Source organism: Paenibacillus lentus, from assembly GCF_042714055.1.
Lineage (GTDB): Bacteria > Bacillota > Bacilli > Paenibacillales > Paenibacillaceae > Fontibacillus > Fontibacillus lentus_A.
The window spans coordinates 1-13,527 of record NZ_JBHGVC010000010.1 but is presented as its reverse complement, the minus strand read 5'-3'; the positions used below and the strand labels follow the sequence as shown (position 1 = coordinate 13,527).

Annotated in this window: 11 protein-coding genes and 1 pseudogene; 1 reads left to right on the top strand and 11 read right to left on the bottom strand. The window is 50.9% G+C overall.

Annotated features, from left to right (window positions below):
• Position 1: 1 nt before the first annotated feature.
• From flgB to sucC, 8 genes are all read right to left on the bottom strand, one after another.
• The gene (gene flgB / locus ACE3MQ_RS20045; RefSeq protein ID WP_379396267.1) at positions 2–409 is read right to left on the bottom strand and encodes a flagellar basal body rod protein FlgB; all 408 of its coding nucleotides are present in this window, start codon (positions 407–409) and stop codon (positions 2–4) included.
• A gap of 399 nt (positions 410–808) precedes the next feature.
• Positions 809–2,215 (bottom strand): ATP-dependent protease ATPase subunit HslU, encoded by a 1,407-nt coding sequence (gene hslU, locus ACE3MQ_RS20040; RefSeq protein WP_379395951.1) that lies wholly within the window; start codon positions 2,213–2,215, stop codon positions 809–811.
• Between the two features lie 126 nt (positions 2,216–2,341).
• A complete protein-coding gene (gene hslV, locus ACE3MQ_RS20035) occupies positions 2,342–2,884 on the bottom strand; it encodes an ATP-dependent protease subunit HslV (protein ID WP_379395949.1) in 543 nt (180 codons plus the stop codon).
• 74 nt (positions 2,885–2,958) lie between these two features.
• Complete coding sequence (gene trmFO, locus ACE3MQ_RS20030) at positions 2,959–4,284, bottom strand: methylenetetrahydrofolate--tRNA-(uracil(54)-C(5))-methyltransferase (FADH(2)-oxidizing) TrmFO (protein WP_379395947.1); 1,326 nt, start codon at positions 4,282–4,284, stop codon at positions 2,959–2,961.
• Between the two features lie 49 nt (positions 4,285–4,333).
• Positions 4,334–6,433, bottom strand: a complete 2,100-nt coding sequence (gene topA, locus ACE3MQ_RS20025; protein WP_379395945.1) for a type I DNA topoisomerase — start codon at positions 6,431–6,433, stop codon at positions 4,334–4,336.
• A gap of 91 nt (positions 6,434–6,524) precedes the next feature.
• On the bottom strand, positions 6,525–7,613 hold the full coding sequence (gene dprA / locus ACE3MQ_RS20020) for a DNA-processing protein DprA (protein WP_379396265.1): 1,089 nt from the start codon (positions 7,611–7,613) through the stop codon (positions 6,525–6,527).
• A gap of 115 nt (positions 7,614–7,728) precedes the next feature.
• On the bottom strand, positions 7,729–8,658 hold the full coding sequence (gene sucD, locus ACE3MQ_RS20015) for a succinate--CoA ligase subunit alpha (protein WP_379395943.1): 930 nt from the start codon (positions 8,656–8,658) through the stop codon (positions 7,729–7,731).
• Between the two features lie 37 nt (positions 8,659–8,695).
• Positions 8,696–9,856: an ADP-forming succinate--CoA ligase subunit beta gene (gene sucC, locus ACE3MQ_RS20010; RefSeq protein WP_379395941.1), complete on the bottom strand. Its 1,161-nt coding sequence runs from the start codon at positions 9,854–9,856 to the stop codon at positions 8,696–8,698.
• A gap of 511 nt (positions 9,857–10,367) precedes the next feature.
• Here sucC and ACE3MQ_RS20005 point away from each other — a divergent pair.
• Complete coding sequence (locus ACE3MQ_RS20005) at positions 10,368–12,023, top strand: YifB family Mg chelatase-like AAA ATPase (RefSeq protein WP_379395939.1); 1,656 nt, start codon at positions 10,368–10,370, stop codon at positions 12,021–12,023.
• A gap of 96 nt (positions 12,024–12,119) precedes the next feature.
• Here the strand turns inward: ACE3MQ_RS20005 and ACE3MQ_RS20000 are convergent, their stop codons facing one another.
• The 3 genes and pseudogenes from ACE3MQ_RS20000 to ACE3MQ_RS19990 all read right to left on the bottom strand — a co-directional run.
• Positions 12,120–12,518 carry a YraN family protein gene (locus ACE3MQ_RS20000; protein WP_379395937.1) on the bottom strand — a complete coding sequence of 133 codons (399 nt, stop codon included), beginning with the start codon at positions 12,516–12,518 and terminating at the stop codon, positions 12,120–12,122.
• Positions 12,508–12,819 (bottom strand): EscU/YscU/HrcU family type III secretion system export apparatus switch protein, encoded by a 312-nt coding sequence (locus ACE3MQ_RS19995; RefSeq protein WP_379395935.1) that lies wholly within the window; start codon positions 12,817–12,819, stop codon positions 12,508–12,510. Before ACE3MQ_RS19995 ends, ACE3MQ_RS20000 begins: the two co-directional genes overlap by 11 nt.
• Positions 12,816–13,527 (bottom strand): annotated as a pseudogene (locus ACE3MQ_RS19990) (flagellar hook-length control protein FliK); the annotation flags it as partial. The pseudogene ACE3MQ_RS19990 and the gene ACE3MQ_RS19995, both read right to left, overlap by 4 nt.

The window sequence follows — 13,527 nt, the reverse complement described above, 5'->3', positions numbered from 1 at the left end:
ATTATCTCCCTTCTGTCGCCACACGCTTCATTTTAATTTGGTAATTCAACTGCTCTATGTACGCATCGTACCGGAGTTTATTTTCCGCGAGCAAGCTCATCTCACTATCGATATCCACGTTGTTCAAGTTGTTGTTCATCGCTGTTCTGTCATCGACCGTGATTTTCGGCTCCGGCACATTTCCGGAAGAACCTATGACAAAGTGCCTAGAATCGGTTCGATATCCCCGGAGATTAGGCATTCCGCCATTCAATTCATTCTGCAATAAGGTCTCGAAGGATACGTTCGAACGCTTGAAATAAGGGGTGTCTCCGTTCGCTATGTTATCTACTATAACCTGCTGCCTAGTGCTGGCAGCCTGAATTGCGTTTTCGAGCCTGTTAAACCCTACGCCATTAAGAAGCTGCATCATCCTGTCCCCCTTAGTAATTAAATTTCTTCATTTTGATTCTCAACTCACAACTTATTCAACATTCACTCGCAAATTCCTCTTTTTTTCGACAATAAACCATTTCGATAGTCTTTCTATTGTCCTATTAGGCCAAAATATAGCTTAATGTCATATATCCTAAGTTTCAAGCAGATTCGACATTATTACAATAAGAAAAAAGCCCTATCTTTACAGATTTTAACGATTAAATATACACTTTTTGAATATTTTTCAATATTTTTATGAAAAATCGACATAATTAGGTAAGACTATATGCCGATTAAACTTGTCGGAAAAAAGAGAAAAGCCGTCGCCCCATTTTCATGGGACTAACGGCCTTAAATGACTTTTTTATTCCATTCGGAGAGATGTCCAGAGCTATAGAATAAATTGGCTAAGATCGCGATCCTGGGCAATATCGCCCAGTTTCTCCCGCACATATTCCGGTGTAATCGTCATTTTATCGAGTGTAAGCTCTGGTGCTTCAAAAGAGAGATCCTCCAGAAGTTTTTCAAGGATAGTATGCAGTCGTCTGGCTCCGATATTCTCGGTATTGGCATTTACGGATGCGGCAATTTTTGCGATTTCTGTAATGGCCTCGGCCGAGAACTCGATTTCAATATCCTCCGTGCGCAGCAATTCCGTATACTGCTTCGTCAACGCATTTTGCGGCTCCGTCAGGATCGAGACGAAGTCCTCCTGGGACAAACTATTCAGCTCCACGCGAATCGGGAACCTGCCCTGAAGCTCAGGGATCAAATCCGAAGGCTTAGCGACATGGAACGCACCGGCAGCAATAAACAAAATATAGTCGGTTTTCACCGGCCCATACTTCGTCATGACTGTCGAGCCCTCCACGATCGGCAGAATATCCCTTTGTACCCCTTCACGAGACACGTCCGGCCCGGAGCCCCCGCCGCCGCGGCTGGCTACCTTGTCAATTTCATCGATAAAAATAATCCCTGATTGCTCGGCGCGAGTCACCGCTTCCTGTACAAGCTCGTCATGATCGATCAGCTTGCTGGCCTCTTCCTGCGTTAGTACTTTACGCGCTTCCTTCACCGTCAATTTCCGCTTCTTCGTGCGCTTGGGAAGAAGATTGCCGAACATTTCCTGCATGTTCATTCCCATTTGGTCGTTGCCTTGGCCTGCAAACATATCCAGCATCGTCGGAGCCGTATCTTCTACCTCGATCTCGACTGTATCGTCTTCCATTTGACCTGCAGCCAATTTAGCCCGAACTTGACGCCGCTGCTCGGTGATAGAATGATCCTCCTGGGCCTCCTCCGCCGCAGGCGTCTCACTCGCATTTTGGTTTCCGAACAGCATTTCGAACGGATTGCGACCGCTCTTGGATTTATGCTTTGAAGGAACAATAATCTGTACCAGCCGCTCATTCGCTAGTTCTTCTGCCCTATCTTTTACTTTCTCCGTACGCTCCAGCTTGACGGTTCGAATCGCGGTCTCGATCAAATCGCGAACCATCGATTCTACATCCCGGCCAACATAACCCACCTCGGTGAATTTCGTAGCCTCCACTTTGATAAAAGGCGCGCCCACAAGCTTCGCAAGACGGCGTGCAATCTCGGTTTTACCGACGCCGGTCGGCCCGATCATCAAAATGTTTTTCGGCACGATTTCATCCTGCACCTCCTCGCTAAGGAGACTGCGGCGATAGCGGTTGCGCAGAGCTACTGCCACCGATTTTTTCGCTTGCTTTTGTCCGACAATATACTTATCCAGCTCAGCAACAATTTGTCTTGGCGTAAAATGACGATTCGTCATGGTATGTCCCCCTTTGAAGGTTAAATTTTAAGGCCTCTGCCCACGAAAAAAAGTCCGGTTCGCCGGACATTTAATCCGATGGACAGCCACTCCCAGCATGATTTATGCCTGAGCAACGGCGCCGCATCAAAGTTCTTCGACAATTATGTTATTGTTCGTGTAGACGCAAATTTCAGAAGCGACCAGGAGCGATTCGCGCGCAATATCCTTCGCTTCCAATTGCACGGCATGACGCTTAAGCGCGCGGGCGGCAGACAAAGCAAAATTGCCCCCTGACCCGATGGCTAGCACATCATCATCAGGCTCAATGATTTCTCCTCCGCCGGAAATAAGAAGCATTCCGGTTTTGTCCATCACGATCATGAGCGCCTCCAGCTTGCGCAGCACCCGATCCTGGCGCCAATCCTTGGCAAGCTCCACCGCGGCACGCTGCAGATTGCCATGATGCTCCTCCAGCTTTCCCTCGAACTTCTCAAAGAGAGTAATGGCATCGGCCACAGAACCGGCAAAGCCTGCCAAGACCTGTCCCCGGTATAAACGGCGAACCTTCTTAGCCGTCTGCTTCATGACGACACTTTCCCCAAACGTGACCTGTCCATCGCCGGCAATGGCTCCATTGCCGTTGTGGCGGACAGCACAAATGGTGGTAGCATGAAAAGTAGGAATCATTACAATCCATCTCCTCTGTTTATGGGGTCCCGTATATCATTGTATGAAACTTGCATAGACGATACTACCGCGATTTAATCTTGAATGCGGGCATCGCTAATAAATGCCTTCAAGCTGTCCAATGCACGATGAGCTAGCGCCTCGTTCTTCTCCGCCTTTTTGCGGTAGCGGGTATCGAGCTTAGGAAATAGACCGAAGTTCGCATTCATTGGCTGGAAATGCTTGAAATCAGCCGTCGTAATGTACCTGGCCATGCTGCCGAGCGTCGTATCCTCAGGGAAAACGATGCCTTCTTGTTCGTTTGCAGCGAGAGCCGCATTAATTCCTGCAATTAGTCCTGAGGCGGCAGACTCAACATACCCCTCTACACCGGTCATTTGTCCGGCAAAAAACAACGTAGGCCGCTGCTTCAACTGGTAAGTTGGTTCAAGTAGCTTAGGGGAATTGATGAATGTATTCCGGTGCATAACACCATACCGGACAAACTCGGCATTTTCCAATCCGGGAATCATCGAAAATACTCTTTTTTGTTCTCCCCATTTCAGATGGGTCTGAAAGCCTACCAGATTGTAGAGCGTTCCTGCCGCATTGTCCTGACGCAATTGAACGACTGCATGAGGAAGCTTGCCGTCGTGAGGATTAACGAGTCCTACCGGCTTCATCGGGCCGAAGAGAGCCGTCTGCTTGCCCCGACGCATCATAATTTCTATCGGCATGCAGCCATCGAAATAGATTTCCTTCTCGAACTCTTTCAATTCAGCAACTTCAGCATGAATAAGAGCTTCGTAAAACGCGTCGAATTCCTCTTCCGTCATCGGACAATTCAGATAGGCCGCTTCGCCTTTATCATATCGGGAAGCGAGATAAACTTTGTTCATATCGATGGAATCCTTTTCGACGATCGGAGCAGCCGCATCGTAGAAATAAAAATAATCCTCGCTGGTCAAGCGCTTGATTTGCTCCGATAAGGCTGGCGAAGTCAGCGGTCCCGTAGCGATAATCACGATTCCATCCTGCGGAATTTCTTGGATCTCTTCATTCACGACCTCAATAAGCGGATGCTCCCGCAGCGTACGAGTAATCTCGCCCGAGAAGCCGTCGCGGTCAACCGCTAGGGCGCCGCCTGCCGGAACGGCATTGCGGTCTGCAGCGCCTATCACTAAGGAGTCCAGCATGCGCATCTCTTCTTTAAGCACGCCCACGGCATTTGTCAGGCTGTTGGCCCGCAGTGAGTTGCTGCAGACCAGCTCGGCGAATTTATCGGTGTGGTGTGCCGGCGTCTGCTGAACAGGACGCATTTCATATAATTTTACAGGGATGCCGCGCTTAGCGAGCTGCCACGCAGCCTCGCTTCCGGCAAGGCCTGCGCCGACAACCGTAACTCTCTTTGATTGTTCCACTCTCTTTACCCCCTAATGCATGTTTCATTACGTGAGCTCTGGATGTTGTTTAATCATCGGAGGTATCCTCATTCTCCTCGATCTGCTCGACATGGTCGCAAGCTGTGCACTGCAGCTTGCCGCCTTGCTTGTTGCGCTTCTCGACGAGCAGCGATCCGCATTTCGGACAAGGCTTCGGCGATGGTCTATCCCATGACACGAAGTCGCACTCCGGATAGCGGTCACACCCGAAGAACACTCTGCCTTTCTTGCTGCGCCGTTCAACGACATGGCCCTCTTTGCATTTCGGGCAGGTCACGCCGATGTCCTTGACAATCGGCTTTGTGTTGCGGCAGTCCGGGAAACCGGAGCATGCGAGGAACTTTCCAAAGCGTCCTAATTTATAAACGAGCGGCTTACCGCATTTCTCGCAAATTTCATCGGAAACCTCATCCTCGATTTCGATTTCCTTCATCTCTTCTTCAGCGACTTCCAGGCGCTTCTCGAAGGATTCATAAAAATCACTCAGCACTCGTACCCAATCCTCAGAGCCTTCCTCTACGTTATCAAGGTCATCTTCCATATGAGCGGTAAATTCTACGTCCAGAATTTCCGGGAAAAATTGCTCCATCTGCTCGATGACAAGCTCTCCGAGCTCGGTCGGCATGAACTTCTTGTCTTCAATCGCTACATAGCCGCGCTTCTGAATCGTCTCGAGTGTAGGAGCATACGTACTAGGACGGCCAATGCCTAGCTCCTCGAGTGTCTTGACTAGACGCGCTTCCGTATATCTTGGCGGCGGCTGGGTGAAATGCTGCTTCGGCTCGATGTCCTCCGTCTGCAGCTCATCGCCGGCTTTGAGCGGCGGCAAATATTTGTCATCATCCGTCGTTCCATCGTCGTTCCCCTCTACATATACCTTCATAAAACCGTGAAACCGTATTTTAGAGCCTACAGCGCGGAACGTAGCGTCTCCGGCAGCGATATCGACCGATAGGGTATCAAGCACGGCCGAGGCCATCTGGCTGGCCATAAAGCGTTCCCAAATCAGTTTGTATAAGCGATACTGATCGCGGCTCGTAAAGGATTTTACGGATTCCGGGTCGCGGAGAGCCGAGGTAGGACGGATCGCCTCATGCGCATCCTGTGAGCCAGCGGCTTTCTTCGAATACTGGCGCGGCGTTTCCGGTGCATATTTATCGCCGTATTTAGATACGATATATTCCTTCGCTTCGACTTGTGCAGATTCGGCAATTCGCGTAGAGTCCGTACGCATATAAGTAATCAGACCTACTGTTCCCTCTTTGCCTAAATCTACGCCTTCGTACAGCTGCTGAGCAACCGACATTGTCTTCGCCGCACGGAAATTCAACTTGCGAGCCGCTTCCTGCTGCAGCGAACTCGTCGTGAACGGAGCCGCTGGATGACGGAGACGTTCTCTCTCCTTTACATCCGCCACCGTGAATTTTGCACCATCGATGGATTTTAAAATGCCGTTTACCTGTTCCTCATTCGTCAATTCCAGCTTCTCGCCGTTTAATTGATGAAACTTCGCTTCAAATGAAGAATCTCCCGTCTTCAGCTTGGCTGTAATGCTCCAATACTCTTCCGGGACAAAAGCGGAAATTTCGTTCTCCCGATCCATAATAATTTTCACGGCAACCGACTGAACTCTTCCCGCCGACAAACCTTTTTTAACCTTTTTCCATAGCAAGGGACTAATTTTGTAACCAACAAGCCGATCGAGAATCCGTCGGGCTTGCTGGGCATTCACCAGATCCATATTGATTTTGCGCGGTGTCTTGAACGCATCCTTGACCGCTTGCTTCGTGATCTCATTGAATACAACGCGACAAGTTTCCGTCTCATCCATATCAAGCGCATGAGCCAAATGCCAGGCTATTGCTTCCCCCTCACGATCGGGGTCAGCCGCGAGATAAATTTTCTTTACCTTTTTACTGGCATCCTTCAATTCCTTCAATACAGAACCCTTACCACGGATTGTTATATACTTCGGACTGAAGTCATTCTCCACTTCAACCCCAATCTGGCTCTTGGGCAAATCGCGAACATGTCCCATTGAAGCTTTCACGATGTATTTGCTGCCTAAGTATTTGCCGATCGTTTTCGCCTTGGCAGGCGATTCCACGATGACGAGTGAATCCGCCACAGGGTCATCCTCCTCTCAAACATCTCAAAACTAATTACCATTTCAGAAGTCATATAGTCATATTTATGAACCACTCGCAGTTAGGAATGGACTATATTACCTTATATACAGAACCGGGTAGTTGGACTACCGCTTTTTTCATGATTAAAGATAACAGAACTGAATGTAAATGTCCAAATTCCCATTTCGTCTTTATCAGCAGTTCATCAAATGTACAAATACTCTGCTCCAACATATGGTATATGCGGCGCTCCTCATCTGTCAACTCGTCGCTTGATCTGTTTTCTTCCTCTTTCTTCATTAGAGCAGGCAGCACACCTTCATACTCCTCTAAAATATCTTCGGCATGAATAACCATTTTTGCCCCCTGTTTAATGAGATCAAGCGTCCCTCTGCTTTTGGGTGAAGTGATCGGCCCAGGAACGGCAAATACGTCGCGCCCGGCCTCCAGCGCTGCGTCTGCCGTAATTAATGACCCGCTACGGGTATCCGCTTCTACGACGACCGTCCCATGTGTTAAACCAGCGATAATCCGATTGCGCTGCGGGAATAAACCGGGATGTCCGGGAGTGCCTATCGGATATTCCGACAAAATCAAACCCTGCTTCGCGATCATCCGGTATAAGGAAGCATTTTGCGGCGGATAAACGACATTTATTGCCGTTCCAAGCACGGCCACCGTTTTTCCCCCGCACCGAAGGGCTGCTTCGTGACATTGGCCGTCGATCCCTTTAGCCAGCCCGCTAACGATGGCGAGCCCCCGGTTGCAGAGCGACTCCGTCAGCTCCGTGCATACTTTGCGTCCATAAGCTGTTGGAAGCCGGGTGCCGACCATGGCGATTGAAGGTGCATCAAGGAGATTTATATCTCCTATTCCATACATCACCCAGGGAGGCCGAACGGTTTCCTTCATTAATACAGGATACTCCGGATCGAAAATCGTTATGGCAAATATCCCCTTACGCTCCATTTGCCACAGCCTCTCCTCGATCCAACTGCTTGTAAATGTCTTTGACAGCTTTAAGGCAAGCTCCGCTCCAAGTCCACGCTCCATCCAATCTGCGGGACTAAAATCAAAAGCGTGTACCCAATTATCGTCCCAGTTTAACAGCTGCTCTATTCGCTTCCAGCCGACTCCCTGGCTCTCGTGCAAGCCAATGATTAACGATCGCTTGTCCAATCCCTGCGCCTCCCATAATATAAAATGGATGAACTCAATAGACAAAAAAAGCAACCCTCCCGCCATTTTGGCCAAGAAGGTTGCTTACCTTTACCTCTATTATATCAAAGTCCTCTTAATGTGTCGTGCAAAGATTAAGAATGCCGCGTTCCTCAAGCACGCTCACAAGCGTAGAGCCCATTTCGGAAGGAGTTGGAGCGACCTTAATGCCGCACTCTTCCAGCTTGGCGATCTTCTCCTTCGCCGTGCCCTTGCCGCCGGAAATAATCGCTCCAGCGTGACCCATGCGCTTGCCCGGAGGCGCCGTAACGCCGCCGATAAATCCAACGACAGGCTTCGTCATATTGTCGCGAATCCATTCGGCTGCCTCTTCCTCGGCTGTACCGCCGATCTCCCCGATCATGATAACGGCATGCGTGTTATCATCTTCGTTGAAGCGGCGCAAAATATCGATAAACTCCGAACCTTTAACAGGGTCGCCTCCGATACCTACCGCCGAAGACTGGCCAATGCCGCGGGTAGTCAGCTGATGAACCGCCTCATACGTGAGCGTTCCGCTTCGCGATACTACGCCGACGTGGCCCGGCATATGGATGTAGCCCGGCATGATTCCGATTTTGCACTCTCCCGGCGTAATCACGCCAGGACAGTTCGGCCCGATCAATACCGTCTTCTTCCCTTCCATATAACGGGAAACCTTGACCATATCGAGCACGGGAATGCCTTCTGTAATACAAATTACAAGCTCCATCTCCGCTTCTACCGCTTCGAGAATGGAATCCGCTGCAAATGCAGGCGGTACATAGATAACGCTTGCCGTCGCTCCGGTAGCTTCCTTCGCTTCCCTCACGGTATTGAATACCGGAAGACTAACCGTTTCTCCATTTTCCAGGGCGATATCCACCTTGGTTCCGCCTTTGCCCGGCGAAGTTCCGCCAACCATTTGCGTACCGTAATCCAGGGCGCCTTTAGCATGGAACAGGGCGGTTTTTCCCGTTATCCCCTGTGTAATTACTTTCGTATTTTTATCGACCAAAATACTCATCGTTCGAGCCTCCTCTGATATGGATTAGAAGATTAGATTATGATACAAGTTCGACGATCTTCTGAGCACCATCTGCCATAGAATCCGCAGAGACGATCGCAAGGCCCGAACTCGCCAGAATATTCTTCCCGAGCTCGACGTTCGTTCCTTCCAGCCGTACGACAAGCGGACGATCCAGACCTACCTGCTTCGCCGCCTCAACAATACCCGATGCGATGACATCGCATTTCATGATACCGCCAAAAATATTGACGAAAATCCCCTTTACCTTAGCATCGGACAAAATGATCTTGAAAGCTTCCGTTACTTTCTCAGCTGTAGCGCCGCCCCCAACGTCGAGGAAGTTCGCAGGGTCGCCGCCGTAATATTTAATAATATCCATCGTGGCCATCGCCAGACCCGCGCCATTGACCATGCAGCCGATATTGCCGTCAAGGGCAATGTAGCTCAGATCGTATTTCGAGGCCTCGATTTCCTTCTCGTCTTCTTCCTCCAAATCGCGAAGCGCCAAAATGTCCTTCTGGCGGAATAACGCATTGGAATCAAAGTTCAGTTTGGCATCCAAAGCCATAACCTGACCGTCTCCCGTTACGACAAGCGGGTTAATTTCAGCGATAGAGCAATCCTTATCCACAAATGCTTCATACAGCGCCAGCATAAACTGAGCCGCTTTGTTCACCAGCTCATTCGGAATATTGATGGCATACGCCAATCTGCGAGCCTGGAACGGCTGCAAGCCGATCGCTGGATCCACGATTTCCTTGAAAATTTTCTCCGGCGTAGCTGCAGCTACCTCTTCAATTTCCGTGCCGCCTTCTTCCGAAGCCATCAGTACGACACGTCCGGTTGCCCGGTCTACGACGACACCGACATAATATTCCTTCTTAATGTCACAGCCTTGTTCGATCAGCAGCCGCTTTACTTCCTTGCCCTCCGGGCCCGTCTGGTGAGTAACAAGCACTTTGCCAAGAATTTCCCCGGCGTATGCCCGCACTTCATCCAAATTTTTAGCTACTTTGACGCCGCCGGCTTTTCCCCGGCCTCCTGCGTGGATTTGGGCTTTAACCACAACCACTTGACTGCCCAATTCCTCGGCTGCTTTCACGGCTTCATCCACCGTAAAGGCAACTTGTCCCTTCGGCACGGCTACCCCGTATTGCTTCAGGACTTCTTTTCCTTGATATTCATGGATATTCATTTCGTAGAATCCTCCTATCAACAGGCGGTTATTAAGGTGAACATATGAAACCCAGATCATTGTACCATGTTTTTAAAACGCTTTCCTTAAAAATTCATTCTTTATACACAACTTTTTTATATCGATTCAATCTAATTTTGATATAGGTTGTAAATTGGACTTCACCAATTTCAGGAAATCCCTTTGAACAACCGACTCTCCCCATCCCCCATTAATCATGAACTTTCGGCAAATTAAGACATTTACCCCTCTTTGCTTTATTCTAATAAAATATATCATATTGAGATAGATTGCTCTGGAGTCCATCAAACTAAAGCGGTAGCATATAATGTAACATTTTTAATAGATATCTAAGAAAAATATTCTAAAGCAACCTGCAATTCTTGACTTTTCATGGGTTTACTTCTAAAATACGGACAAGTCATTTGTGGAAAATTGAGGAAGCACCCTTTTTCCAGCCTGTTTTGGCCTGCATGCCAACTGGCGCAAAGAGAAGAAAGGGTGTTTTTGTATGTATGGAAAATTGTTCAGCGCCTGTCTGTACGGGATAGACGGGAGATTAATCGAGGTCGAGGTGGATCTGTCCAACGGCATTCCGCAAACCATGGTTGTCGGCTTGCCGGATTCGGCGGTGCGGGAGGCTGTAGAGCGGGTAAGATCAGCGATCAAAAACTGCGGCTATACCTTTCCGCTGCAGCGAGTGACGATTAATTTGGCTCCAGCCGATTTGCGAAAGGAAGGCTCGGCTTTCGATCTGGCGATAGCGCTCGGGATACTAGCGGCCAGCAAACAGATTGTACTGCCGGAAAATGAACGTATTCTCATGATCGGGGAGCTGTCTCTCGACGGTTTGCTTCGTCCTGTGCATGGGGTCATTTCCATGGTTGATCTCGCCAAGCGGCAAGGCTTTGATGGGGTTCTTCTGCCGACGGACAATGCTGAGGAAGCGCTGCTGATCAGCGGCATATCCGTTTACGGATTAAGGCATTTAAACGACCTATCCTCCATGAAGGAGATGCGCCTTTCCGAGGAAGGAGTCCTTCCCTCAAGGAACTCTCTCTCAAAGGAGCAGGCTGGCTTAAGAGAGGCAGCCGCCCCCCGTAAGGAAGGACCGCTCATCATCACGTCTCTGGATCATTTGCAATGCTCGAGAAGAGGGCCGTCCCGTTTACCCGCCTCGACGCTTTCCTCTGCGGAAGACTACAGCGATGTCCTTGGGCAGCGGCATGCGAAACGAGCCTTGACGATAGCCGCCGCTGGCAGGCACAATATTATGCTTATCGGGCCCCCGGGCACCGGCAAAACGATGCTTATCCGCCGTCTCCCGTCTATCCTTCCTGCTCTGACCGAGGAAGAAGCGCTAGAGGTAACGAAAATCTACAGCTCCGCCGGAAAATTCAAAGAGGCGGAATCCGGCTTAATCCGTAACAGACCTTTTCGTTCTCCCCATCATACGATATCTGCTGCCGGCCTTGTCGGCGGGGGAAGCATTCCGAGAGCCGGCGAGATCAGCTTGGCTCATCAGGGCGTACTTTTTCTCGACGAGCTGCCCGAGTTTGCCCGCAGTACCCTGGAGGTGCTGCGCCAGCCGCTGGAGGAACGGAAAGTGACGATTAGCCGTACACGGGCGTCATTTACTTTTCCAGCGAATTTTCTGCTCGCGGTTTCTTTGAATCCGTGTCCGTGCGGATACCTTGGAGCTCAACCGCCGCTGCCGCGCTGCACCTGCAGCCCGTACCGGGTAGCCCAATACCGGGAGCGCATTTCCGGCCCGCTGCTGGATCGCATCGATATGCATGTCGAGGTTCCTCTGCCAGCCGAATGGCTGAATGACAAGCAGCCGCTGAGCTCGGAGGAAATGAGGGCCGCTGTGCTTCGTGCACGACAGCTTCAGCGGCAGCGTTACACTGGGCTGGAAATATCGCACAACAGCGAGCTAAATGGGAAGACTCTGCGAAAATATGCTGGCATGAACCGAGAAGCGGAGCAGCTTCTTGAAGCTACGTTGCAATCGATCGGCCTCAGCATGCGCGCCTATGACCGGATCGTCAAGCTGTCCAGAACGATAGCGGATCTGGAAGGCTCAGATACCATTGCTGCCGGTCATGTCGCCGAGGCGATCCAATATCGCCAGCTTGATCGCCGGATTACGGATACAATCGAGTAGCTGCGCTTTCGCAGCGAAACAGCATAGCCTTGCAGTCCTCTAGCAGCGGAAAGGAGACTCTATCGCTTCTGGGGACAGCAAGGCTATTGGATTTCTTTAAAATGCATTAACGATGTGCTCTATGGTGGCTACCTCGTTCTGTTCCATTCTTACGGCCAGGACATCGAACCGGATGGGCTCGTCCAATTGGCGCGACCATTGTAAATACACGGCTGCTGTCTCTCTGACTTGCTTGATTTTGCGGGGAGTAATCGATTCTGCAGGCGTCCCGTACCGTTCGCTATGCAAGCTTCGGCTTCTCACTTCCACAATAACGATGACGCCTTCTTTCTTGGCGATGATATCGATTTCCCCTGAACGACAGCGCCAGTTGCGCTCAAGCAGCACGTAGCCCTGCCCCAGCAAAAAGCGGGCTCCCGCTTCCTCGGCAAGCCGCCCCCTTGCTTTCCGTCCGTCCAATGGGCGAAGCCGCTTATCCTTCGGATCAGTATTCATGAGACATCCCCTTTTCCGCCAGCTTATCTGTACGGTATATAAAGCTGAGTATCTCGGCAACAAGCGTATACAGCTCCGGCGGAATTTGCTGATCCAGATCCAACTTTGAGAGCACCTCGACCAATGCGGCATCCTCCTGTACAGGAACCCCGTGCTCTTTGGCCTTTTCAAGTATTTTTTCTGCCAAATAGCCGCTGCCCTTGGCAGCGACGACCGGGGCGTCGCTTTGCGCTGGATCGTATTTGAGGGCGACGGCTTTTTTGATTTGAAAGGGGCGAAGCTCTTCGTTGTTGTCACTCATACCCTGTAATCCACCCCTTTATAGGCCGTCGGTGTGTAAGAGAACGGCGAGCCCGGTTCGTTTCCTCCCATGGTCTCGGGCTCTACGGACGGCAAAAGATCACTCTTCAGGGATACCAACTGATATCCAGCCGTGTGGAGCGCCTCCTGAACCTCCTCCTGCCTCGCTTCCAGGAACAGCCCGGTTTCCTCTGCTTCGGTGTAGATTTTCAGCATAACCTTTTTATCTAAAACCTGGACGTCAAGCATAATCAAGCCGAGCGATTTCATTTGCAGATCAAACCAGAGCCGGCAATTGGATGCGTCCAGTTCCCCTTTGCGGCCGCGCCTCGATTCTATATGGACAGCTGCCGTTTGCTCGCCGTCCGCCCCAATGAAGGGCAGAAACAGAGTTACCTGCGCGAAGGGGGCGGTTCGGTCCGTGTTGAGCAGCAGCTGCTGTCCCGTAAGCTGCAGGACGAGCTGGCGGGCGGCCTCCTGCAGCGGTGCGGGCACGTCATCCGCAGCCAGCAATTGCAGGAGCACACCTTTCAGCGTCTCGTGAGCCGCTGCGGCCTCTGGCGTGGCAGCAGCTTGCTGGGCGGCAGCTTGCTGGGCGGCTACCGAGGCTGCGGCTGCGCTCTGCGATGGCGGGGCCCCAGTGGCCGCAGCCGCTCCAGCGCCAGCGTTTGCCGGCTGCGGCCCGCTCGCCGCGGCCTCGCCGCGCTGA

Excerpts from the sequence above, each read along its gene's own strand:
- sucD (WP_379395943.1), bottom strand. The coding sequence starts at position 8,658 with ATGAGTATTTTGGTCGATAAAAATACGAAAGTAATTACACAGGGGATA.
- flgB (WP_379396267.1), bottom strand. The coding sequence starts at position 409 with ATGCAGCTTCTTAATGGCGTAGGGTTTAACAGGCTCGAAAACGCAATT.
- ACE3MQ_RS20000 (WP_379395937.1), bottom strand. The coding sequence starts at position 12,518 with ATGAATACTGATCCGAAGGATAAGCGGCTTCGCCCATTGGACGGACGG.
- ACE3MQ_RS19995 (WP_379395935.1), bottom strand. The coding sequence starts at position 12,819 with ATGAGTGACAACAACGAAGAGCTTCGCCCCTTTCAAATCAAAAAAGCC.
- ACE3MQ_RS20005 (WP_379395939.1), top strand. The coding sequence starts at position 10,368 with ATGTATGGAAAATTGTTCAGCGCCTGTCTGTACGGGATAGACGGGAGA.
- sucC (WP_379395941.1), bottom strand. The coding sequence starts at position 9,856 with ATGAATATCCATGAATATCAAGGAAAAGAAGTCCTGAAGCAATACGGG.
- hslU (WP_379395951.1), bottom strand. The coding sequence starts at position 2,215 with ATGACGAATCGTCATTTTACGCCAAGACAAATTGTTGCTGAGCTGGAT.
- hslV (WP_379395949.1), bottom strand. The coding sequence starts at position 2,884 with ATGATTCCTACTTTTCATGCTACCACCATTTGTGCTGTCCGCCACAAC.